Annotated in this window: 20 protein-coding genes, 1 pseudogene and 1 other annotated feature; of the genes and pseudogenes, 12 read left to right on the forward strand and 9 right to left on the reverse strand. The window is 42.9% G+C overall.

Annotated features, from left to right (window positions below; all coding sequences use genetic code 11):
- Positions 1-404 precede the first annotated feature (404 nt).
- The 5 genes from ABID29_RS04465 (at position 405) to ABID29_RS04485 (ending at position 7049) form a co-directional block, all read left to right on the forward strand.
- Positions 405-2885 carry a bifunctional DnaQ family exonuclease/ATP-dependent helicase gene (locus tag ABID29_RS04465; RefSeq protein WP_354364682.1) on the forward strand — a complete coding sequence of 827 codons (2481 nt, stop codon included), beginning with the start codon at positions 405-407 and terminating at the stop codon, positions 2883-2885.
- On the forward strand, positions 2882-3883 hold the full coding sequence (locus ABID29_RS04470) for a YeiH family protein (RefSeq protein WP_354364683.1): 1002 nt from the start codon (positions 2882-2884) through the stop codon (positions 3881-3883). Before ABID29_RS04465 ends, ABID29_RS04470 begins: the two co-directional genes overlap by 4 nt.
- A gap of 223 nt (positions 3884-4106) precedes the next feature.
- Positions 4107-5249: a cysteine desulfurase family protein gene (locus tag ABID29_RS04475; RefSeq protein WP_354364684.1), complete on the forward strand. Its 1143-nt coding sequence runs from the start codon at positions 4107-4109 to the stop codon at positions 5247-5249.
- A 1-nt stretch (position 5250) separates the two neighbouring features.
- On the forward strand, positions 5251-6468 hold the full coding sequence (gene thiI, locus ABID29_RS04480) for a tRNA uracil 4-sulfurtransferase ThiI (protein WP_354364685.1): 1218 nt from the start codon (positions 5251-5253) through the stop codon (positions 6466-6468).
- Positions 6469-6494: 26 nt separating this feature from the next.
- Positions 6495-7049 carry a GNAT family N-acetyltransferase gene (locus ABID29_RS04485; RefSeq protein ID WP_354364686.1) on the forward strand — a complete coding sequence of 185 codons (555 nt, stop codon included), beginning with the start codon at positions 6495-6497 and terminating at the stop codon, positions 7047-7049.
- A 303-nt stretch (positions 7050-7352) separates the two neighbouring features.
- Here ABID29_RS04485 and ABID29_RS04490 read toward each other — a convergent pair.
- Positions 7353-7430 (reverse strand): annotated as a pseudogene (locus ABID29_RS04490) (helix-turn-helix domain-containing protein); the annotation flags it as partial.
- 185 nt (positions 7431-7615) lie between these two features.
- Positions 7616-7689: a sequence feature (ribosomal protein L21 leader region), on the forward strand.
- A gap of 35 nt (positions 7690-7724) precedes the next feature.
- Between ABID29_RS04490 and rplU the strand changes: the two are divergent.
- From rplU to rpmA, 3 genes are read left to right on the forward strand one after another with little or no spacing between them, the layout of a single operon-like run.
- A complete protein-coding gene (gene rplU, locus ABID29_RS04495) occupies positions 7725-8039 on the forward strand; it encodes a 50S ribosomal protein L21 (protein ID WP_168550104.1) in 315 nt (104 codons plus the stop codon).
- Between the two features lie 13 nt (positions 8040-8052).
- A complete protein-coding gene (locus tag ABID29_RS04500; RefSeq protein WP_354364688.1) occupies positions 8053-8433 on the forward strand; it encodes a ribosomal-processing cysteine protease Prp in 381 nt (126 codons plus the stop codon).
- Positions 8411-8704, forward strand: a complete 294-nt coding sequence (rpmA, locus tag ABID29_RS04505) for a 50S ribosomal protein L27 (protein ID WP_168550106.1) — start codon at positions 8411-8413, stop codon at positions 8702-8704. Before ABID29_RS04500 ends, rpmA begins: the two co-directional genes overlap by 23 nt.
- 1183 nt (positions 8705-9887) lie before the next feature.
- Here the strand turns inward: rpmA and ABID29_RS04510 are convergent.
- The 5 genes from ABID29_RS04510 to nrdF all read right to left on the reverse strand — a co-directional run bounded on the left by ABID29_RS04510 (position 9888) and on the right by nrdF (position 14190).
- Positions 9888-10538, reverse strand: a complete 651-nt coding sequence (locus ABID29_RS04510; RefSeq protein ID WP_354364807.1) for an amino acid ABC transporter permease — start codon at positions 10536-10538, stop codon at positions 9888-9890.
- Between the two features lie 23 nt (positions 10539-10561).
- On the reverse strand, positions 10562-11245 hold the full coding sequence (locus ABID29_RS04515; RefSeq protein WP_354364689.1) for an amino acid ABC transporter permease: 684 nt from the start codon (positions 11243-11245) through the stop codon (positions 10562-10564).
- A 14-nt stretch (positions 11246-11259) separates the two neighbouring features.
- A complete protein-coding gene (locus tag ABID29_RS04520) occupies positions 11260-12096 on the reverse strand; it encodes a transporter substrate-binding domain-containing protein (protein WP_354364691.1) in 837 nt (278 codons plus the stop codon).
- A gap of 11 nt (positions 12097-12107) precedes the next feature.
- Positions 12108-12875 (reverse strand): amino acid ABC transporter ATP-binding protein, encoded by a 768-nt coding sequence (locus ABID29_RS04525; protein ID WP_354364692.1) that lies wholly within the window; start codon positions 12873-12875, stop codon positions 12108-12110.
- A gap of 355 nt (positions 12876-13230) precedes the next feature.
- Positions 13231-14190: a class 1b ribonucleoside-diphosphate reductase subunit beta gene (gene nrdF, locus ABID29_RS04530; RefSeq protein ID WP_354364693.1), complete on the reverse strand. Its 960-nt coding sequence runs from the start codon at positions 14188-14190 to the stop codon at positions 13231-13233.
- Positions 14191-14257: 67 nt separating this feature from the next.
- On the opposite strand from nrdF, the gene ABID29_RS04535 reads away from it, so the two are divergent.
- Positions 14258-14587: a hypothetical protein gene (locus ABID29_RS04535; protein WP_354364811.1), complete on the forward strand. Its 330-nt coding sequence runs from the start codon at positions 14258-14260 to the stop codon at positions 14585-14587.
- A gap of 166 nt (positions 14588-14753) precedes the next feature.
- Here ABID29_RS04535 and nrdE read toward each other — a convergent pair whose 3' ends face one another.
- The gene (gene nrdE, locus ABID29_RS04540) at positions 14754-16913 is read right to left on the reverse strand and encodes a class 1b ribonucleoside-diphosphate reductase subunit alpha (protein WP_354364694.1); all 2160 of its coding nucleotides are present in this window, start codon (positions 16911-16913) and stop codon (positions 14754-14756) included.
- A gap of 33 nt (positions 16914-16946) precedes the next feature.
- Positions 16947-17165 carry a glutaredoxin-like protein NrdH gene (gene nrdH / locus ABID29_RS04545; protein ID WP_354364696.1) on the reverse strand — a complete coding sequence of 73 codons (219 nt, stop codon included), beginning with the start codon at positions 17163-17165 and terminating at the stop codon, positions 16947-16949.
- Between the two features lie 339 nt (positions 17166-17504).
- Between nrdH and ABID29_RS04550 the strand changes: the two genes are divergently transcribed.
- The 3 genes from ABID29_RS04550 to lepB all read left to right on the forward strand — a co-directional run bounded on the left by ABID29_RS04550 (position 17505) and on the right by lepB (position 20312).
- Positions 17505-18998 (forward strand): DUF1538 domain-containing protein, encoded by a 1494-nt coding sequence (locus ABID29_RS04550; RefSeq protein ID WP_354364697.1) that lies wholly within the window; start codon positions 17505-17507, stop codon positions 18996-18998.
- The gene (locus ABID29_RS04555) at positions 18979-19656 is read left to right on the forward strand and encodes a P-II family nitrogen regulator (protein ID WP_354364699.1); all 678 of its coding nucleotides are present in this window, start codon (positions 18979-18981) and stop codon (positions 19654-19656) included. The genes ABID29_RS04550 and ABID29_RS04555 overlap by 20 nt, the downstream gene beginning before the upstream one ends.
- 101 nt (positions 19657-19757) lie before the next feature.
- A complete protein-coding gene (gene lepB / locus ABID29_RS04560; RefSeq protein WP_354364700.1) occupies positions 19758-20312 on the forward strand; it encodes a signal peptidase I in 555 nt (184 codons plus the stop codon).
- 175 nt (positions 20313-20487) lie between these two features.
- On the opposite strand, the gene pulA is transcribed toward lepB, so the two are convergent.
- Positions 20488-22599 carry a type I pullulanase gene (pulA, locus tag ABID29_RS04565; protein WP_354364702.1) on the reverse strand — a complete coding sequence of 704 codons (2112 nt, stop codon included), beginning with the start codon at positions 22597-22599 and terminating at the stop codon, positions 20488-20490.
- Positions 22600-22649: the final 50 nt, after the last annotated feature.

Genomic DNA, 22649 nt, shown 5'->3' on the forward strand with positions numbered 1-22649 from the left:
TAGGGATAATGGCAAGTAATACTAACGCCTCTTTAAGAGGCGAGTGACGAGTCAAAAGCGGTTAGGCTTGAACAAAGTGAAAGAGAGCAGCATAGGCGCTGGCTGGTGATATGGGCTTATAGCCCCTGTTCAAACCACCCGTCTAACGGGTGGTTATGGTTTTCGGAAGATTTGGGAAATGGTTTAATGAAATCGTGCTAGGTCTTTTAAACGTTCTAGAACAAAAACAAAGACCTAGTAAAAATTGACAAGGTTTCTGATTATTAAATGCTGTTGGAGGTTTATTGGTAATTTATAGTAAGTTGATGAAAAGTTAAGGTATTAAGTTATGGCTAATTCTAGTGATTTCACCTCACCTCAAACAGTTCAATACTACAGCAAAATATGCTATAATACTTAACAGTATGAAAGAGATAATCAAGACTAGGAAGTATGCCATTGTTGACCTAGAGGCTACCTCAACAGGTCCAGATGCCCGGATTATTCAAGTTGGTATCGTGTTGGTTCAAAATGGTCAAGTCCTTGAAACCTATGAAACAGATGTCAATCCCCACGAAGAGCTGACGCCTCATATCAAGGAGTTGACGGGGATTACGGATGAACAATTGCGCCAGGCACCAGTTTTTTCGGAAGTGGCGCGTGATATTTACGAATTGTTGAAAGATGCTGTCTTTGTGGCTCATAATGTTCGATTTGATGGCAATTTATTAGCGGAGCATCTTTTCTTAGAAGGGTTTGAATTGAGGACCCCAAGGGTAGATACGGTTGAACTCAGCCAGATCTTCTTTCCCAGTTTAGAACGCTACAGTTTGGGCCACTTGGCCGATTATTTGGGAATTGAACTTTTGGAAGCCCACACAGCGAACGCAGATGCACTGGCAACAGCCAAGTTATTTATCGCAATTCAAAACAAGATTTTAAGCCTACCCAGAGTGACTGTTCAAAAACTGTTGGCATATGCAGATCACTTGCTCTTTGAAACAGCGCAGGTCATCGAAGAGTTGCTCATCTATACGGACGATTATTTGCCAGAGGGCTATAGGCGTGTATTGGATATTGTTGTGAAGGCTCCGACTTATTATGCGAAGACTCGTCATTTAGCACCAGATTTTGCGCAAAATATTGCCCTACTAGGTTTGGAAGAAAGACAACAACAGCTTGCATTCGCATCGGTGGTTGAAAGTAGTTTGGGAGATTCTAGGGTTACCTTTATTCAAGCACAGACGGGAATAGGCAAGACTTACGGTTACCTTTTGCCTCTTTTAGCCAAAAATCAAGACCGGCAAATCATTGTGGCAGCTCCGACGAAATTGCTCCAAGACCAGATCCTGCAGACAGAAGGGAAAAGCTTAGCCGATGTGTTTCATCTGAATTGCCATAGCCTTAAAGGGTATGAGAATTATATTAAGCTGGATGCCTTTTGGACCAGTCTTTCCCTTGATGAGGATAACCGCCTCCTCAATCGGATTAAGATGCAGATTTTAGTTTGGTTGACTGAGACGGAAACTGGTGATTTAGACGAAATTAAGCAAAAATTTGGGATGTCTGCCTATTTTGATAGCCTGCGTCACGATGGTCATCTGCTGGCGGCCAGCCTTTTTAGAGAAATTGATTTTTGGAAGATTGGCCAGGACAAGGCTAAAGTCAGCCGTTTGATGATTACCAACCACGCTTACCTCCTCAACCGTCTGGTGGACGATCCCTCTTTTGTGGCCGGAAAGGTTTTGGTCATTGATGAGGCTCAGAAATTGCCGATGCAGCTGGAACATTTAAGCAGACGAAAGGCCAACCTTTCTCATTTAGAAGAAGAAATTGAGCAGCGTTTGAAAAGCAGCCCTGACCTACTGACCAGACGCTTGTTAGAAAGTACGGCTTACCATCTTGTACAATTAGCTAGCCAATCAGGTGATATTACCAAAATAGTCAAAGCCTTACGTCAAGATTTAGGCGAACTTGACGCCAGCTTTTTCCCTCAGTTGAGAGAGGTTTTAGACTTGAGGCTGAATCAATTTTGGACTAGTCAGGAAAAATGGGGTGAGGCGGTTGTCCCTTATTTGCATGGGGCCAGCTTATCTCTAGGAAATTTCTATCAATTGTTGCCAGAAGGTACCCAAGTGATGGCGATCAGTGCGACCTTGACCATTAGTCAGCGGGTTGATTTGGCGCAGTTGCTCGGTTTTCCGAAACAAGCTGTGACCTATCATTACTTGCCTCAAGAACTTTCGAGGAATCAGACGGTTTTTATACCAGAAGACTTGCCGGATATCTCTAGTCTTACGGCTGAGTCCTATGCCAAGGTGATCTACCAGCAAATCCTAAGGCTAAGCCAGCTGAACCAGCCCTTGATCGTCCTCTTTACGGCTAATCAGACCTTGTTAGAAGTAGCGGCGCATTTAGAAATGAGCAAGCTGCCATACTTGGCCCAGCATCAGCATGGGACAGCTAGTCAAGTGAAGCGGCGTTTTGAACGCGGGGAGGCTAATATTTTACTAGGTTCTGGTAGCTTCTGGGAGGGAGCGGACTTTGTCCAGCAAGATCAATTGATTCTCTTGGTGACCCGTCTACCATTTGAGAACCCGAACAACCCCTATATCCAAAAACTTAACCAGTATTTAAGAGCAGAAGGACTGAAACCCTTTGATGATTATCATCTTCCCCTGACCATGCTTAAGCTTAAGCAGGCCTTGGGACGGACCCAGCGCCGCAAGGATCAGCAGTCAGCAGTTGTCCTTATGGATAGAAGGGTCTTAACCAAAGCTTACGGTCAGTCAATACAATCCTTCTTAGAAGCTATTTGCCCCTTAGAAGTGTTACCGTCAAGTGACTTGCCAGAGAGAATTGGGGCTTATTTGGCATCGGAATTGGAAGAAAGGAGCTTGTCATGACGCGTTTCAGAGGATTTATTCTTTGTTTTCTAGTGGCCCTGCCAGCGTGGGTGTTAGGTCAGATGTTTCCTTTAGTGGGGGCACCCGTCATCGCCATGATACTGGGGATGGTCCTTGGCCTAATCCATAAGAACCGTCAACTGACCCAAGCAGGAATTGCCTTTACTTCGAAAACCATCTTGCAGCTGGCAGTTGTCTTATTGGGCTTTAGCCTGAATGTCAACCAGGTGCTGGTGGTGGGTAAGGCATCTTTACCTGTCATTCTAACAACGGTTTTAACGGCCTTAGGAGTGGCTTTTCTCCTTAAAACTCTTTTTAACTTGGATACGACAAAATCTATTCTAATAGGGGTAGGTTCCTCCATTTGTGGTGGCTCAGCGATTGCAGCGACTGCACCAGTCATTGAAGCCGAAGAAGCAGCAGTAGCTCAAGCTATTTCCGTGATCTTTTTCTTTAATCTTTTAGCAGCTTTGCTATTTCCAAGCTTAGGGCAAGTATTGGGGCTTTCAAATGAAGGCTTTGCCTTGTTTGCGGGAACAGCAGTTAATGACACGTCATCTGTTACAGCGACAGCCTCTGCTTGGGATGCCATCCATCATAGTCAGATTTTGGAGCAGGCAACGATTGTGAAATTGACGCGAACCTTGGCCATTATTCCCATAACCCTCGGCCTGTCTTTCTACCATAATCGCCAAAAAGATCGTGCGAGTTCCAAGGTCCAGTTCAAACGGATTGTCCCATCTTTCTTACTTTATTTTCTAGCTGCGTCCTTAGTAGTGACCTTGTGGAGTAGTTTAGGGCTGGATCTTAGTTTTTTTCAATCCTTGAAAACCTTGTCTAAATTTTTTATTGTCATGGCTATGGCAGGCATTGGCTTAAACACTGATCTTAGAAAATTGTTAAAAACTGGAGGCCAGGCCTTCGGTTTAGGTGCTACCTGTTGGCTTGCGGTTATCTTGACTACTTTGGTCATGCAGTCTTTGTTGGGAATGTGGTAGGAGACCGAATTGTTAGATCGCAGAATAACGGGATTGATATCCCCTTGCCTTCACGAAATAGAAAAAATGCTTATGACTAGAAGTTGGTTATAGGCCTTTTTTCATGCGTTTGGCGTGGATTAGAGTCGGGCAAAATAGACTGGATCTTCACAATCTGTTATAATAAAAGGTATTGAAAACAGCGCTTGGGCAGTTGGTCTAAGCCCTAAAAAGGAAAGTAAGTATGATTTATCTTGATAACAGTGCTACGACAAAACCTTTTCCAGAAGTTCTCAAGACCTATCGGGAAGTTTCGGAAAAAATTTGGGGAAATCCCAGTTCCCTGCACCATCTAGGAACCCAAGCTAGCCGTATCTTAGAAGCTTCTCGGAAACAAATAGCAGAACTGATTGGAAAACTGCCTGAAGAAATTTTCTTCACCTCTGGTGGTACAGAAGGCAATAACTGGGTTTTAAAGGGCGTTGCCTTTGAAAAACAGGCTCATGGCAATCACATCATCATCTCAGCTATTGAACATCCCTCTGTCAAAGAAACGGCCCAGTGGCTGAGTCAGCAGGGCTTTGTGGTAGATCTTGCTCCAGTGACTAAAGCGGGTTTTGTTGATGTGGAGGAATTGGCCAAGCTAATCAAGCCAGAGACGATTCTAGTTTCTATCATGGCGGTCAATAATGAAATTGGCGCCATCCAGCCTATTGAGGCTATTTCATCCCTGTTAATGGATAAACCGACCATCAGTTTTCATGTGGATGGGGTTCAGGCCTTGGGCAAGATTCCAACGGAGACTTACTTGACTGAGCGCGTCGATTTTGCAACCTTCTCCAGTCATAAATTCCATGGGGTTCGCGGAGTTGGTTTTATCTATAAGAAGCGCGGGAAGAAAATTGCTCCCCTCCTTCATGGAGGTGGCCAGGAGGCTGATTTACGGTCGACTACAGAAAATGTCGCTGGCATCGCAGCAACAGCCAAGGCTCTTCGTCTCACCATGCAAGAGTCAGAGCGGGTCAGTCAAGGGCAACAGGCCCTTAGAGACAGCTTGATAACTGCTTTAAAAACCTATCCAGACCTACTACTATTTTCTGGTCAAGAAGGTTTTGCCCCTCATATCCTAACCTTTGGCTTGAAAAATATCCGTGGGGAAGTAGTTGTCCATGCCTTTGAAAGCCACCAAATCTATATATCAACAACAAGTGCCTGTTCGTCACGAGCTGGCCATGCAGCAGGTACCTTGATTGCCATGGGAGTTCCGACTAAGGAAGCTCAGACAGCTGTCCGTCTTAGCCTGGGTTCAGAGACGGATGCTAGTCAGATCGAGCAGTTCTTGACCATTCTTAAGCAAATTGATAAGCAAACACAGAAAGTGAGATAAGATGCAGTACTCAGAAATTTTAATTCGCTACGGAGAGTTGTCCACCAAGGGAAAGAACCGCATGCGCTTTATCGGTCGCCTTCGACGCAACATCGAAGCTGTCTTGGAGACCTTTCCGCAAGTCAACATCTATACAGACCGTGACCGTGGCCATGTTTACCTTAATGGCGCAGATTATCGCGAGGTTTCCGCAGCCCTTGCCAAGGTTTTTGGGATCCAGACGTATTCCCCCTCCTATAAGATTGAAAAATCAATCCCAGCTCTGAAAGAAGCTGTTCAGACCATCATGCGTGGCGTATACCAAGAAGGGATGACCTTCAAAGTCGTGACCAAGCGCAGCGACCATCGCTTCGAAATGGATTCGGTCGAGCTCAACCATTTCCTAGGAGATGCTGTCTTTCAGGTTTTACCTGGGATTAAGGCCCAGATGAAGGGAGCAGATGTTGTTCTGCGAGTGGAAATCCGTGAAGATGCGGCCTATATTTCCCATGAAACACTTAGAGGAGCGGGCGGTCTACCGGTTGGGATTTCTGGCAAGGGAATGTTAATGTTGTCCGGCGGAATCGATTCTCCAGTTGCTGGCTATCTGGCGCTCAAACGTGGGGTCGATATTGAGGCGGTGCATTTTGCCAGTCCACCTTACACGAGCCCAGGAGCTCTTAAAAAGGCCCATGATTTAACCCGTAAGTTAACCCGGTTTGGTGGCAATATTCAATTTATCGAAGTGCCCTTCACAGAGATTCAAGAAGAAATTAAGGATAAGGCGCCTGAAGCCTATTTGATGACCTTGACTCGCCGCTTTATGATGCGGATTACTGATCGGATTCGTGAGATCCGTGGTGGCCTCGTTATCATCAATGGGGAAAGTCTGGGCCAGGTCGCTAGTCAGACCTTGGAGTCTATGCAGGCCATCAATGCCGTTACCCATACGCCTGTTATCCGTCCTGTTGTGACCATGGATAAGTTGGAAATCATTGATATTGCCCAAGAAATTGACACTTTTGACATTTCAATCCAGCCTTTCGAAGATTGTTGTACCATCTTTGCGCCGGATCGTCCAAAAACCAATCCGAAAATCAAGAATGTCGAGCAGTACGAAGCACGTCTGGATGTGGAAGGCTTGGTGGAACGCGCAGTAGCAGGTATTATGGTCACAGAAATTACGCCAATAGATACAGAAAATGATGAAGTGGACCAGTTGATTGAGGATTTGTTATAAAAGATACTAGTAGGGAAGGAGACGGAATGCAAAAAGAGATATTTCACTCAAAGAAGGTAGTGCCTGGAACTCTCTTATATATTGAGACCAAGACCTTGTACGAAAGCAGTTTTCCAGCTATCGAACAGGTGGATTTTGACTGGATGACCGATCAAGCCAGCAAGGGCTTAGCAGAGCACAGGGCCTATTTTGACGGAGAGGCCTTTTGTGGTTTTACCATTAGCCTCGTATCTGAAAGGGCTGTCTACCTCCTCTTTTTAGCGGTAGATCCTCATCACCACTCCAAGGGCTATGGCTCTAAGATTTTAAGGGAAATGGCAGAGCAGGCAAAAGGACGCCCCTTGTATCTATCCATTGAGCCCTTAGATGTAACGGCCAGCAATTATGCCCAGCGGATGAGACGGCTATCCTTTTATGAGCGGAATGCCTACAGTCTGACAGACTATCTTTACTATGAAGACCAAGAAGCCTACCAAGTCATGACCACTCAACCTCAAGCACCGATTGAGGATTTTGTAGAGCTAGCCATGAGAGTAGAAGGCTCGGGCATGGCCATCCGTGTTGCCCAACAAGAAAAATGAGAATCCACGAATTTCACCTACCCTAAAAACAACCTTCCCGTCAGTAAAAAAATAAAAGAGTATGAGAAAAATCACGGTAAATTCTCAAACTAAGTTCCGTAGACTCTGACAGTGGAAGTTAGTTTGATAAAAATGGTCAACACCAGTGGAAATCCGTGTCAGGGTAAGTTCCACTGATTTTTATAAGGGTTGATTTTATCGCTTTTTTGTCCCAATTTAGTTGACAAAAAGGGCGCACAAAATCGTCTCATCTGAAAGCGTTTCAGATTAAGTCCCGCTATGGTGGAAGTTAGTCTGAGACGTTTGAAAGGTTTCCCCGCGCTCTAATCCCAGTTGAATATCATTGCGGTCTGATAGGGTAAGGTGTTTGTGTTTTGTCATAGTAAGGACTCGTTTCTAACGCAAACGTCTCAGACTTAATTCCACCATAAAAATCCGTTTTAGACCAACTTCCGCTTCGGAAACGAAAGTGGAACTTACTTTGGGAAATTACCTGAGAAAATCAAAGTGGTTTTTACTTGCTATTTGCCAGAAAAAGTAGTAAAATAGTGGAGTTGACTTAATGCACTTCTGTGCAACCGCACGAAAATCGTTTTAAGCAGTCTATGACTCACGATACAAGGCGAGTCTTCACAAGAGGATTTCCTCTAAAAAATATTAAATAGGAGGTGCATCATGAGCACATACGCAATTATCAAAACTGGCGGTAAACAAGTTAAAGTTGAAGCTGGTCAAGCAATCTACGTTGAAAAATTGGACCTCGAAGCTGGACAAGAAGTCACTTTTGATGAAGTAGTTCTTGTTGGTGGTGACAAAACAGTTGTGGGTACACCACTTGTTTCAGGTGCAACAGTAGTTGGTACGGTTGAAAAACAAGGCAAGCAAAAGAAAGTTGTTACTTTCAAGTACAAGCCTAAAAAAGGTAGCCACCGCAAACAAGGTCACCGTCAACCATACACTAAAGTTGTCATCAACGCTATCAACGCTTAATTGGGCTTAGCACATGATTCTGGCCCAATTTACTCGCAAGGCCGATGGCCAATTGCAGAGCGTTCAAGTGAGCGGTCATGCAGGGAGTGGACCTTATGGCTACGATATTGTGTGTGCAGCAGTTTCGACACTGGCGATCAATTTTATCAATTCTTTGGTAGAACTGGCTAGGGTAGAAGCAGACGTCCAACTAGACGAGCTAGATGGTGGATTTCTTAGGGTGACGCTTCCAAGTCACCTGGAAGAACCAACTAGTCAGAAGGTTCAACTCTTGTTCGAATCATTCTTACTAGGCATGTCAAACCTGAGCGACCATTCATCTGAATTTGTGAAAACTCAGGTTACAGAAACACTCAACGGAGGAAAAACTAATGATTCAATTAAATCTTGCTAACTTGCAATTGTTCGCCCACAAAAAAGGTGGCGGTTCAACATCAAACGGTCGTGATTCACAAGCAAAACGTCTTGGCGCTAAAGCAGCAGACGGTCAAACAGTATCTGGTGGTTCAATTCTTTACCGCCAACGTGGTACTAAAATCCATCCAGGTCTTAACGTAGGCCGTGGTGGTGACGATACTCTCTTTGCAAAAGTTGAAGGTGTTGTACGTTTTGAACGCAAAGGTCGCGACAAGAAACAAGTATCTGTTTACCCAATTGCGAAATAATCATGAAAAAAGGCCTGCTTATGGAGGCTTTTTTGATAGTTTGAAGTTATTTTGATATATTTATAGGTATATCATGGGGTTACAAAACGAGGGGAGTGATGTTCTATAATCAGCCGATAGGAGAGGCGTTGCTGGATGATTATGTCGGAAAACCTATCGACCTAAGGTTTTTAACAGGTCAATATTGTTTTAACAGGTCAATATTGTAGGGTAGAAAAATTGCAGGCCAAGGATCATTTGGAGGATCTGCAGCCTTTTATGTTTATGAACCTGTAGAGGAGGATTTGACCTATTTATCTCTATCGCCTTTTGAAAATCTTGAGGATTTTAAAACTTATCTGGAGAAGTGCCAAGAATCTGAAGACCCCTATTATTTAGTAATTCGTGATACTAGTAGCCAAAAAGTGATAGGCATGTTCTCCCTCTTAAATTACCACTTGAGCAATCGATCCTTAGAGATGGGTTGAGTGGTCTATTCAAGAGCTTTGCAAGGGGCTAGAATAGCAACCGAAGCACAGTTCCTAGTCATGCAATAGGTTTTTGAAGAGCTGCATGCCCGCCATTACGAGTGGAAATGGGATAGGTATAATAATCGGTCGCAAGAGGCGGCTAAGCGATTAGGCTTTCAATACGAAGGGAGCTTTCGTCAGCATTCTATCTATAAGGGGAGAGCACGGGATACCTATTGGTTTTCACATTTACGGGGAATGGCCACTCTTAAAAAACGGTTCAAAGCTTGGTTGTCACCAAATAACTTTGACGATCATGGTCAGCAAAAACAATCTCTGGATTCGTTTTGATTAGAAAAAGCATCCATCAAAGAAGAAGACACCTCAAAAATTAGATTTTCTGTCTAACTTTTGAGGTGTCTTTTTTATGAAATTAATCATGGGAAAAAAGCTTCTAATCGATGTGTCCAAATAATGAGAATCTCAGTCATATGTTGAATATTGATATGGCAGTAATCAAAAGGTTAATGTCAAGCTGATGAATCACCTCTTTGGTGTCTGAAGATATGGTTTTGTGAGAATTTTAAAATGCTTTAACCGATTAGACTAGGCTAATAATGTATTGAAACAAAAAGAAAAAGGACTTAGCCTTGCTTGGTGCAGAACTAAATCCATTCAGCAAATGTTGTCTAACTTTTTTGGACTCAATACAAGGAATACATAGTTTGTGTCCTTTATTCTCTAGCCAATTCCCATCGCCTGCTGAGGAAGCGAGAGAAGCTCGAGATACTAAAGTTGATGACGAAGTAAATGACAGCGATAGTGATATAAAGAGTAAAGACAGCTGTTGTTTCAAAGTTCCGTCCCATTAAGATTTGACTGGCGCCAAAAAGTTCTTGAAGAGCAATGACAGAGTAAAGGAGGCTTGTATCTTTAATAACGGTAACAAATTGTGAAATCATTGCGGGAAGCATTTTGCGTAGTGCTTGTGGCAAGACAATGTATTGCAGGATTTGCAATTGTGTAAAACCTTGCGATAGACCTGCCTCTGTTTGGCCGTGATCGATTGCGTTTAAACCACCTCGAATGATTTCAGCCAGTGCTGCTGAAGTAAAGACAGTGAAAGAGGTTATACCAGCCTGAGTTGATTTTAATTGGAGAACTAAGAAAATAGTAAAGATCCAAAGAAGGTTGGGTACATTGCGGACAAATTCAATGTAGATGGAGGCAATCCATTTAAAGACTTTAGTTTTGCTATTACGCATTACCGCAAGCACTGTTCCGATAACCGTAGAAAGGATAATGATAATAAAAGAGAGTTTTAAGGTTAACCAGAGACCTTTCAACAAGAAGGCAAGATTGGTGGGTGTCAGTACATTTGAAATATCTTGGACCATAACTGACCTCCTTAATAAGCATTTTTATTCTTTTCTTCCCAACGACGGGCAAGAGTAGCTAGTGGGAAACAAAGACTGAAGTAAAGAAGGGCGGCTGTTACAAAGGGTGGCACATAATTAGCATTAACGGCTGACCAGTGTTTGGTCATAAACATAATGTCAATTCCCCCGATAATGGCAACAGTCGACGTGTTCTTGATTAGGTTAACAACCTGGTTTGCAAGCGGTGGTAAAATAGTTCGAACAGCTTGTGGAATAATGATGTAACACATACTTTCGCTATACGTAAATCCCTGAGATTGAGCGGCTTCCATCTGACCTTTGGGAACTGCTAGGATACCCGTCCGAAAGACTTCGGCGATATAGGCACCGTGGTAGAGTCCTACACAAATGACAGCTGTCCAGTAAATTGATGGCATCAGGGTGAAATTAGAAATCAAGGGAAGTCCATAATAGATAATAACAAACTGAACTAATAAAGGTGTGTTTTGATAACATTCGACATAGATTCGCGAAATAGTCCTGAGCCACTTATTTTTACTAGTAGCCATCATTGCAAAGACTATGCCCAGTAACATGGCGCACAGAAGTGCACCGATGGAAATGGCAATTGTGAAGAGAAAACCTTGGGCAAACTTTGGCCAGTCTTTAAGAAAGTCAGCCCAAAGTTCAGCTGAAAAAAGATTAGATAACATAATTGAGCTCCTTTCTAGTCACTCTCCATAGATGTAGGTTTTAGGTTATAAGTATCATAGATAGTTTGGAGAGTACCATCAGTTTCCCATTCCATGACCAAAGCATCTAGATAAGCATGTAGATCGGTATTAGACTTTTCGGTAACAATACCATACTGGGATGGGTTATAGGATAGGTCTAGAATTTCATTGCTCTTGCCAATAAATCCTGAGAGGATTGATTTATCAATAGAAAAGGCATCAACACGCTGTGCTGCCAAGCTGACAACAACCTCTGGGTTAGAACCTAGTTCGGTAAAGTTTAGTGAAATGCCCTTATCAATTGCTAGGTCTGTTAGCAACCCCTGTTGGATAGAGCCCTGAGTAACACCGATTGTTTTACCATCTAGATCTTCCCAAGAAGAGATACCACTCGATTTTTTTACTAGGAAGCCATTAGCATCTGTATAGTATGGAGTAGTGAAGTTGTAGAGCTTTTTACGTTCTTCTGTAATGGTAAAGGTTGCAATTACCATATCCAGCTGACCATTATCTAATAAGGCTCCACGAGTTTGTGCGGTAACTGGTGTCAATTCAATATCTACACCCAGTTCATCAGCTATTTTTCGTGCAATCTCAATTTCAAGACCAGTGTATTCATTGCTTTCCGGATCACGGTAACCAAAGTTTGGAACATCTTGTTTAACACCAACACGAAGGGTTCCTCGTTTCACAATAGAAGCTACCTGGTCGCTTGTTGCTAATTGAGACTTTTCAGTAGCTTGTGTAGAACTATAACTGAAGACCAGCCAACTAAAAAGACTGAATAAGGCCAAAAAAGAGAGTGACAGACGAGATAATTTCTTTTTCATAGCTTTCCCTCCTAGTCATCCAAGGAGACACGTTCGCTGGTGTGGTTAATGATCTTACTGAGGAACTGTTGCGCTCGTGGATCAGTTGGATTATCAAAAAATCCATTGACATCGGTCGTGTCAACCAGTACCTCGCCATCAGCCATGAAGATGATACGATCTGCTACTTCACGAGCAAATCCCATTTCATGGGTAACCACAATCATATTTGTGCCGTTCTTGGCCAATTTTTTCATAACGGCAAGAACATCACCGATTGTTTCAGGATCTAGGGCTGAAGTCGGTTCGTCGAAAAGAAGTAGCTCAGGCTTCATCGCCAACCCACGGGCGATAGCAATTCGCTGTTTTTGTCCCCCAGAGAGCATGGTTGGAAATGAGTCTTTACGATCCCACATATTAACATAAGTTAAGTATTTTTCGGCTCTAGCCATAGCCTCTTCCTTGCTGACACCAAGGACTTTGATGGGAGCTAACGTAACATTTTCTAAAACCGTTTTGTGTGGATAGAGATTGAAGTGTTGGAAGACCATGCTAACTTCTTTTCGTAAATCGATGAGATCTTTGCTTGATGCGCCAGAGACTTGATGCCCATTGACCACTAGGTTACCCTTGTCAATTTTTTCTAAACCATTAATCGTGCGGATAAGAGTAGATTTTCCTGACCCAGATGGCCCTAACAGAACAATGACTTGACCGTCTTCAAAAGTTAAGTTAATATTCTTTAAAGCTTGAAAATCTCCGTAATATTTATTGACCTCTTGAAATGAAACTAAACTCATAAAGATTCCTCCAAATTTCTAATGTCAGAAGATATAACATGAGAGTATTCTATCACATAAGAAATAGCTTGTCAACCAGAATTTGAATTTTCTGATATTTTTTGATCAGTTTTGTTCTGGAAAGTTTTAAAATATTTTAGCCCTTATTGTCAGTTTTAGTGGCTTTATAAGCTTTAAAATTCACTTGATTGATTATGCGGAAGTGGGCCTGAAATAAAAGAGAGAGAGGATGAAACTCGCTAACTTGTTGGAGTATTTCCCTTTATCCTTATGAGATAAGGCCATCAGAAAAGCACCCTAATTGGTAGACTTTTGTCTGACTTTTTTGGGTGCAGTTTTTGAAAGTAGGGGGACTTTATAATCCGTAAAGGTAGTCATCATCCTGCATGGCTTCAACGGTTCCTAAGAGATAACCATTTCCGACTTGACTGAAGAAGTCGTGGTTTGATGTACCGGTTGAAATACCATTCATCACGATTGGATTCACATCATTGGCAGAATCTGGGAAGAGAGGATCTTGGCCCAGGTTCATGAGGGCCTTATTGGCATTGTAACGAAGGAAGGTCTTCACTTCCTCAGTCCAGCCCACCCCATCATAAAGCGACTCGGTATAGCCTTCTTCGTTCTCATAGAGCTTGTAGAGCAGGTCATACATCCATTCTCTTAAACTTTCTTGCTCCGCTTCTGGAAGCTCGTTAAAGGCCAGCTGGAACTTGTAGCCGATGTAGGTACCGTGGACAGACTCATCACGAATGATGAGTTTAATAATTTCCGCAACGTTGGCCAACTTATTATTTCCCAAGTAATAGAGCGGGGTAAAGAAGCCAGAGTAGAAGAGGAAGGTCTCCAAATAAACAGAGGCAACTTTCTTTTCAAGAGCTGTTCCATTCAAATAGATTTCGTTAATGATTTCAGCCTTGCGTTGCAAAAATTCATTGCTGTTGGTCCAGTCGAAGATTTCTTCGATTTCTGTTTTGGTATTGAGGGTTGAAAAGATCGAGGAGTAGGACTTGGCATGAACAGACTCCATAAACTGGATGTTGTTCAAAACAGCTTCTTCATGAGGGGTACGCACATCTTGACGGATGGCTTGGACACCTGTTTCAGATTGCATGGTATCTAAAAGGGTTAGTCCACCAAAGACTTTCCCAACGAGGTCTTTTTCTTGGTCAGATAGGCCACGCCAGTCGTCTAAGTCATTAGAAAGCGGAATGCGTGTGTCTAGCCAAAATTGCTCAGTCAATTTTTCCCAAGTTGACTTATCGATGGCATCTTCGATCGCATTCCAGTTAATGGCTTTATAATAAGTTGTCATAGGATCTCCTATTTTTGTTGAAGTATGGTATTATTATATCATAAAATGATAGGTCAGGCGGCAAAACATGGATTTTATTCTAGAGTTGCTTTTTAGCGGTTTGGTTATCGGTGCAGATGCTCTGATGGAGAAGCCCCAGGAGAGCTGGTTAGCCAGAAGCTTCCAGATTCTCGTTTGGTTATTATTTGCTGTTGCCAGCATAGGCTTTTTCAGTCTGATGATCTGGCTTAGTTTTCATAGCGCAATGTCTGTGAAAAAACTTGGTTTGCTAGTTTTGGTAATCGCCATGCTCAGTTTAGGGATAGCTGTTTATTTCTTGTTTAAGCGACTGTTGAAGTATAGCCAACTATTGTTCAAGCATTATGTTAAGAAAAGAGAGTGGGACAAAAATCGGTAACCCGAAGGGTTTGATTTTGTCGTCCCACCTCCACACAGTTGAGTAGGGCTGTAAAAGCTGGTAAAATCAGCGAATTAGAGCCCACTCAACCACTGCGTCTTACTTGATAATCCAAAATGAATTGAGAGGTTAGGACTTTTGTCCCAGCCTCTTTTTCTGATCTGTATTAGATAACACAACTTTCGCATTGGTTAGCGCCAACTTCATCGCCGTCATCCGTAAAGGTACGGACGTAGTAGATGGACTTAATACCTTTGTTGAAGGCATAGTTCCGAAGAATAGACAGGTCACGTGTGGTTTGCTTGCGTTCTGTTTTCCATTCGTAGATGCCTTCTGGAATTTCACTACGGATAAAGAGGGTCAAGGAAAGGCCTTGATCAACGTGCTCAGTTGCTGCAGCATAGACATCGATGACCTTGCGCATATCCATATCGTAGGCAGAAGTGTAGTAAGGGATAGTCTCGGTTGACAAACCAGCTGCTGGATAATAAATCTTGCCGATTTTCTTTTCCTGGCGCTCTTCAATCCGTTGAGTAATCGGATGAATCGAAGCAGACACATCATTGATGTAGCTGATAGAGCCATTTGGCGCAACGGCAAGGCGGTTTTGGTGGTAAAGACCATCTGCCATAACCTTGGTTTTAAGTTCTTCCCAATCTTGAGCTGACGGGATAAAGATGTCTTTGAAGAGTTCCTTAACCTTGTCAGAAGTCGGCTGGTATTTGCCTGTGGTGTATTTGTCAAAATAGCTACCGTTAGCATAGTCTGATTTTTCAAAGTTATGGAAGGTGGTGCCACGTTCACGAGCAATGTTATTGGATTCAACCAAGGTCCAGTAGTTCATGAGCATGAAATAGATGCTGGTAAATTCAATTGACTCAGGACTGCCATATTCCATGAGGTTTTGGGCCAGGTAGGAATGGAGGCCCATAGCGCCCAGGCCAAAGGTGTGGGCAAGATCATTCCCGTTTCTGACGGTTGGTACCGCATCAATCTTAGAGGAATCAGTCACAAAGGTCAGGGCGCGCGTCATGGTACGGATAGACAAGCCAAAATCAGGGGATTCCATCATGTTAACCACGTTGGTTGAACCTAAGTTACAAGAAATATCTGTCCCCATCTTAACGAATTCTTGCTTGTCATTGATGAAGCTTGGTTCTTGAACCTGTAAAATTTCGGAACAGAGGTTAGACATGATAACCTTGCCATCGATTGGATTGCTCTTGTTGGCGGTGTCAATATTGATAACATAAGGATAACCAGATTCCTGCTGTAATTTTGAAATTTCTGTTTCCAAGTCACGCGCCTTAATCTTGGTTTTACGAATCCGTGGATTAGCAACCAATTCATCGTATTTTTCGGTGATGTCAAGGTAGCTGAATGGTACGCCGTATTCCAATTCAACCGAATAAGGACTGAAGAGGTACATGTCTTCATTTTTACGAACCAGCTCGTAGAACTTATCTGGAATAGTCACACCGAGCGAGAGGGTCTTGACCCGCACTTTTTCATCAGCATTTTCCTTTTTGGTGGAAAGGAAAGCGATAATGTCAGGGTGAAAGACGCTGAGGTAGACCACACCAGCCCCCTGGCGTTGCCCAAGTTGGTTGGAGTAGGAGAAGCTGTCTTCAAAAAGTTTCATGACAGGAACAACTCCGGAAGCTGCCCCCTCGTAACCTTTAATAGGAGCACCGGCTTCGCGCAAGTTATTAAGCGAGATACCGACCCCACCACCGATACGGGACAATTGCAGAGCTGAGTTAATGGACCGTCCGATGGAGTTCATGTCGTCTGTCACCTGAATGAGGAAACAAGAGACCAATTCCCCACGTCTAGAACGGCCAGCGTTCAAAAAGCTTGGCGTAGCTGGTTGGTAACGCAGGTGAATCATTTCATTGGCAATGTTTTTGGCAAGAGCCTCATCGCCATTCGCAAAGTAGAGGGCGTTAAACATAACTCGGTCTTCAATTGATTCCAAGTAGTATCGACCATCGTTGGTTTTCAAGGCGTACTGGTTATAGAATTTATAAGCAGCCATAAAAGACTTGAACTGGAAGTTCTGGGCCTTGATGAAGTCAGCCAACTCTGTCAGAAATTCTGGACGGTAAAGCGACAAGAATTCTTTCTCTAAGTAGTTTTCAGCAATCAGATAATCAATCTTATCATTGATACTGTTGAAAACTTTAGTGTTTGGAATGACATTTTCCCTAAAGAAGGCGTCAAGGGCTTCCTTGTCCTTGTGAAGGGGGATTTGACCGTTGACTGGCCGATTGATTTCATTGTTGAGACGGAAGTAGGACACATCTCCGAGATCTTTTAAGCTCATAATTTACCTTTATTTCTATTTGCTGGTTTAGGTTTAAGCAAGGGCTTTGAGTTTTGAGGGTTGGAAACCAGCCCAAACGTCTGTTTCTGTCTGGATAACAGGTGCTGCTGTAAAGCCTAGATCCTTGACATGAGAAATGAATTCTGGTTGTTCATCAAGATTGATTTCCATGAATTCAACACCTAATTTAGCCAATTCTTTTTTGGTCATATTGCACTGCATGCAGTTATTTTTAGAGTAAACAGTTACCATAAAGGACACCTCAATTACAATTTTTGATACCTATCTAGTATATCACTTCTAAAATAAAAGTCAATCACAAAACACTAGATGTAGTGTTTTAATGAAAGACAAATTACTATATTTTGTGTTTTTTAAATTGAAGAAAACCAGTCATAGCAAGTCTTTCCTGACTTTTGACGACATTGAATCCTATGTTTTTTCCACTAGAAGCCAGGTGTTCTAAAGTTGTTCCTGATATTTTGTAGTGTAGTCCTAACTTTAAAAACGCTTCCTAATATGTTATACTAGTTAATAAAGCCAATAAGTTGCTCTTTATCCCATCATTCCTTTTAAGAAAGAGAGGTTGTTTTGCTGAGAAGAAAATTCAAAGAAGTGACACTGTCTGTCTTACCACTTAGCTTACTAATTCTGGTCTTGCATTTTACGCTGACACCCTTACCAAATGCTGTCATCTGGCGCTTTGTGATTGCTAATCTTTGGATAGTACTTGGTTTGACCTTCTTTTTGATTGGGGTAGATATCGGAATTACACCCTTTGGAGGATTGACGGGTACGTCGTTAGCTAAGTCCAATCGTCTTTGGATTGTCTTAGTTTCAGGTGTTTTTCTAGGTTTTTTGATTTCAATTGCAGAACCAGGATTGATGGTTTTGGCTAGTCAAGTGAGCCTGGTTACAGGAGGAGTAATCGGGGCCAATGTCATGCTAGTGGTCGTTTCTCTAGGCTTGGCAGTGACCATAGGCTTGGGATTTCTGAGGATTTTCTTCAACCTGCCCCTTTATAAATTATTGCTGATCCTTTACTTGTCAATCTTTGTCTTGTCCTATTTTGTAGCCCCGGAATTTTTAGCCATTGCTTTTGATGCTTCAGGATCAACGACGGGCATTATGGCTGTCCCCTTTATTTTGGCTCTGTCAACAGGCATCTCCAAATTAAAGAAGGACAGTAAAGCATCTGAGAAGGACAGTTTTGGCTTGGTTGCCATTGCGTCAACAGGACCTATCTTGACCGTTTTACTGTTGGATGTTTTTTCAAAGACCAAAACCTTTCATGCCGATTTGGAGTTGGCACAGGTTGATGGACAAGCCATTTGGTCGGTGTTTATGCGTTTAATGCCGACTTATGCCAAAGAAACAGTCATTGTTATTGCCCCCTTATTAATCCTGTTGTTGCTCTTGCAGCGGAAGGTTTTCAAACTCAATCCCAGGACCTTACGTAAACTATTGACAGGGTTTGCCTTTGCCTTTCTGGGGCTCTTTCTCTTTATGGTTGGGATCAATGCAGGTTTTATGGATGTTGGAATGATTGTCGGCCAAACCTTAGTGCTCATGGAAAATAAAATCCCTATTGTGGTGGTTGGTTTTATCTTTGGGGTTTTGACCATCTTAGCAGAGCCAGCGGTTTATGTCCTGACCCACCAGATTGAACAGGTCACCAGTGGTTATATCAAACGGCTGGCAGTCTTAATCCCTCTGGCGCTTGGAGTTGGAGGGGCAGTTGCCCTTTCAGTGGTTCGTGTCGTGATTCCTGAAATTCAACTCTGGCATTATCTCTTGCCAGGTTATATCCTTTGTATCTTGTTAATGTTTTGGACTCCAAAACTCTTTATCGGGATTGCCTTTGATGCTGGTGGTGTCGCGACAGGACCTATGACAGCAACCCTCATTCTGGCCTTTATCCAAGGAGCAGCCTTCACGTTTGAAGGAGCTGACTTGCTTGTTGATGGCTTTGGGATGATTGCCATGGTTGCCATGATGCCCATTATAACTTTGCAGGTTTTGGGGTATATCTTTAAATTAAAAACACAAAAGAAGGAGAGACTAGGTGAAGGTCAATCAAATTAATTCAAGTTCTTACACCATGCTCTATGTCATTGTCAATTACGGCTCGGGCAGTAAGGTAATGCACTGCTTGAAGAAAGTAGGAATCCCTGGGGGAACCATTATTCCTGGTTTAGGGACCGTTAAGCATGGCCTCTTAAATTTTTTATCCTTGTACGAGGAAGAAAAAGAGATTGTGGCCATCGGGACAGATAATCAGACAGCAGAAGAAGTGACAGATTATCTTGATAAGATCTTTCAGTTTGACAAACCTCATCATGGTTTGGTCATGACGGTGCCACTGCGAGCTATCGTAGGTTCCAGGCGCTATCTGAGCAAGAAAGAGATTCAAATGAAGGAGAAGGAAACCATGTACCAATTAATCACTACCATTGTCGAGCGTGGTAGGGCAGAAGAAGTGATTGAAGCCGCCCAAAGTCAGGGTTCTAGAGGTGGCACTATTCTAAACGGCCGAGGAGCTGGTATTCATGAAACCAGCACTCTGTTTCAAATGGCCATCGAACCTGAAAAGGAAGTGGTTTGGATTATTACAGAGACTGAAAAAACAGAGCCTATTGTTAATGCTATTGAGTCTGTTTTAGCTATCGATCAACCTGGCCAGGGAATTATTTTCGTACAGGATATTTCAGATGTCCGAGGTCTCTATCGGCAAAAAGGTTAGTGTCCTCATCCCTCCTTCAAGTTAGATTGTGACTAGCCCAAGATATTTTTTAAAACAGGAGCTTCATTTTATGGTACAATAGGGTAGGAGGAGTTTATGAAATGGTAAAGAGAGATTTAATCACTAATCTAGTCCTGGTTATCTTGCTCATAGGAGCCTTGATTGGCCTTCGACTATATGTTTTTGAACCGTATAAGGTGACTCGCACAGATGCTAATGACTTTATTGCCCAAGATCAATGGGTACTGGCTCTAAAAACAGCTAAACCAGCTTATAGAGATTTGGTCCTATATCAAGTAGATGGCAAGGATTATGTCGGGCGTGTGATTGCTAAGCCAGGGGACTCTGTTACCTATATGGCGGATGTCTTGTATTTAAACAATGTCAGCAAGGAGGAACCTTACCTTGAGCGGTTTAAAAATGCCTACCAGAAGCGCTTGCCGGGTGAATATTTCACTGAGGACTTTACCATTGAGAGTTTGACTCAGACAGTTGATGGGGTCATCCCGTCAAAAGACTATTTGATCCTCAATGATGACCGCACAAATACTGCAGACAGTCGCACGTTTGGCCTCATTTCCAAGAAGCAGATAAAAGGGGTTATCTATTTCAGGATTTCACCCTTGTCAGAATTTGGTTTTGTAGATAGTTATTAAGATAAATAAAAAGCATTCCCCAGTGATTCGATCTCTTTGGTTGCGAATCACGGCGGATGCTTTTTGATTTTCAAAGAGCATAAAGACTCCCTGCAAAGCCTTCACAAGAAATAGGCTCTACGGGAGTCTTTCAAGTTGGATATTGGTTTTCTCTTGCTTAATAGCCATTCTCAGGCTATTGTTCTGTCTGGAGTTTGCCTTTCAAAACAGCCAAGGACATGGCAGACACTGTGATAGCAGCAGGAGAGCTTTCTAAAGCTTGTGTCAAATGAATTTCTGGGGCCTGAATATGGAGATCTAAGCCTTGGGTATTTTCAAAACAGTAATCGCTGGTGCCAAGGTTAAGGACGACTTGGAGGATTTCCTCTTGATCGACAAGACTGTATTTGAGAACGGTGTCACTCAGCCAATAACAGTCCAGTTGCTCCTGCATTTCTTGAGCAGTCAAAAGGCTAAGGACAGGATGCTCCTTGCGGAACTGAATCAACTGGCTGATAAACTCAATCTGCTGATAGTTCTCGACAATCCTAGTCCAGTCTAAGCGGTTGATGCTGTCAGGCTGGTTGTAAGTGTTGTCGATAAGATCCTTGGTTCGAAAAGCCTCTTGACCAGAATGGATAAAGGCAACACCTTGTGACAACAAGACGAGCTGTAGCGCTAGGCTTGCTCTGGCTTTTTTTTCAGACTGGCTTAGACCAGGATGGTGAATCGACAAGTAATCGTAGAAGGTCGCATTATCATGGCACTCAATATAGTTGATGGTTTGGCTAGGATGCTTGTAGCGACCATTGGCTTCAATCATTCCGAAACTTCCTGTCAATAATTCTTCCAGTACCGCTTGTTTTTGTTTGGCAACAAGCAACTGTGGGTGACAGATGATTTTCTTGAATTCATCACGAAAACGGTCGTTGAAGAAGCCGATACCAGGCATTTGATAGCTGTTGAATTGATGAGCTAAGAGCTCTGTCTCTAGCCCTGTCCCCATTTGCCAACCTTCTCCGTAGAGATAGATATTTGGATAAACCTCGCGAAGTGCAGCTTCAGCCTCCAGCATGGTTTGGATATCAAGAATACCCATCAAATCGAAGCGGAAGCCATCAATACCATAATAATTGACCCAAAGAAGTAAGGAATCAATAATGAATTTACGGACCATCAGACGTTCGCTGGCCATGTCATTGCCACAACCTGTTCCATTATAGCGCCTCTGGTTTAAATCAAACCGAGAGCAATAGCCTGGAACGATTTTCTCAAGGACAAAATGGTCCACATCGTAAACGTGGTTATAGACCACATCCATAATGACCCCAATTCCTGCCTGATGGTAAGCCTCAACGGTCTTTTGTAGTTCAACAATGCGGGCGTAAGGATCGTTTGGATCCGTGGCAAAACTGCCATCAGGAACATTGTAGAACATAGGGTCATAGCCCCAATTATAAACGGCGTCCACCTTGTTTTCATCAACACTGCCAAAGTCATAGATTGGCATTAGCTGAATATGGGTGATTCCTAGATTCTTGATGTAGTCAAATCCAAGCTTTTGCCCTTGGTAGGTAGGCGACTCTGTCAATCCTAGAAATGTTTTCGGATGTTTGAAGGGCACCTTGGGATCGGCTGAAAAATCACGGACACTCATTTCATAGATAATAGCGTCATTGATTGGCTTGGGATTTTGGAAAGAAGCCAATGGTTTGCTGAGTTTGTCAGGATTGATTACCACACTTCGGCCTGTGTTTGACAAGCAAGAAAGAGCGTAGGGGTCCTGGGTTTCTTGCCATTGGCCATTTACCAGATGTAGGTAATAGTAGGCTTGACCGTCTAAATCACCGGTTACAGTAGCTTCCCAGACACCAGTGGCAGAGCGTGCCATACTTTGAGGTTGCTCGCCAACAACGACCAAAACTTGTTCAGAAATGGGGGCCCAGAGTTTGAAAGTGGTTTGTGTTTGGGCATATTGAGGGCCTAAATCATTGCCACTGTAATAGAAGTGTTGATCAAATTCGGAGGTTCTAACAATAGCTCCCCACTGAAGTGGTGCTTGATTGCGATCAGAGTCATAGATGACATAATGTTTATCTAAATCAATCGCTTGCATTAAATGAAGCATATAGACATGCCTACCATTGGCCTGATAGTATTCGCTCGCGATAAGGGGAATCTCGACAGGGAAGTTAGTATTTTTTTCGACTAGGTAAAAGCGTAGTGATTGAGCGTAGAAACGATTTTCTAAGCTTATTTTGATCGTTTGTAAATCTTCTAGATAGGCTGATAATTGTCTAAAAGCCATGAGAATCTCCTTTGTAAATAGTAGTCTCCCTATTATACCGTAAAAAAAGG

The organism is Streptococcus rupicaprae (genome assembly GCF_040545225.1).
In the GTDB taxonomy this organism is placed as follows: Bacteria; Bacillota; Bacilli; order Lactobacillales; family Streptococcaceae; genus Streptococcus; species Streptococcus rupicaprae.

Coding starts and splice junctions, on each gene's coding strand:
- ABID29_RS04535 (WP_354364811.1), top strand. CDS start 14,258: ATGGATTTTATTCTAGAGTTGCTTTTTAGCGGTTTGGTTATCGGTGCA.
- ABID29_RS04515 (WP_354364689.1), bottom strand. CDS start 11,245: ATGTTATCTAATCTTTTTTCAGCTGAACTTTGGGCTGACTTTCTTAAA.
- ABID29_RS04470 (WP_354364683.1), top strand. CDS start 2,882: ATGACGCGTTTCAGAGGATTTATTCTTTGTTTTCTAGTGGCCCTGCCA.
- nrdF (WP_354364693.1), bottom strand. CDS start 14,190: ATGACAACTTATTATAAAGCCATTAACTGGAATGCGATCGAAGATGCC.
- ABID29_RS04465 (WP_354364682.1), top strand. CDS start 405: ATGAAAGAGATAATCAAGACTAGGAAGTATGCCATTGTTGACCTAGAG.
- nrdE (WP_354364694.1), bottom strand. CDS start 16,913: ATGAGCTTAAAAGATCTCGGAGATGTGTCCTACTTCCGTCTCAACAAT.
- ABID29_RS04475 (WP_354364684.1), top strand. CDS start 4,107: ATGATTTATCTTGATAACAGTGCTACGACAAAACCTTTTCCAGAAGTT.
- ABID29_RS04520 (WP_354364691.1), bottom strand. CDS start 12,096: ATGAAAAAGAAATTATCTCGTCTGTCACTCTCTTTTTTGGCCTTATTC.
- rplU (WP_168550104.1), top strand. CDS start 7,725: ATGAGCACATACGCAATTATCAAAACTGGCGGTAAACAAGTTAAAGTT.
- thiI (WP_354364685.1), top strand. CDS start 5,251: ATGCAGTACTCAGAAATTTTAATTCGCTACGGAGAGTTGTCCACCAAG.
- lepB (WP_354364700.1), top strand. CDS start 19,758: ATGGTAAAGAGAGATTTAATCACTAATCTAGTCCTGGTTATCTTGCTC.
- ABID29_RS04525 (WP_354364692.1), bottom strand. CDS start 12,875: ATGAGTTTAGTTTCATTTCAAGAGGTCAATAAATATTACGGAGATTTT.
- rpmA (WP_168550106.1), top strand. CDS start 8,411: ATGATTCAATTAAATCTTGCTAACTTGCAATTGTTCGCCCACAAAAAA.
- ABID29_RS04485 (WP_354364686.1), top strand. CDS start 6,495: ATGCAAAAAGAGATATTTCACTCAAAGAAGGTAGTGCCTGGAACTCTC.
- pulA (WP_354364702.1), bottom strand. CDS start 22,599: ATGGCTTTTAGACAATTATCAGCCTATCTAGAAGATTTACAAACGATC.
- nrdH (WP_354364696.1), bottom strand. CDS start 17,165: ATGGTAACTGTTTACTCTAAAAATAACTGCATGCAGTGCAATATGACC.
- ABID29_RS04500 (WP_354364688.1), top strand. CDS start 8,053: ATGATTCTGGCCCAATTTACTCGCAAGGCCGATGGCCAATTGCAGAGC.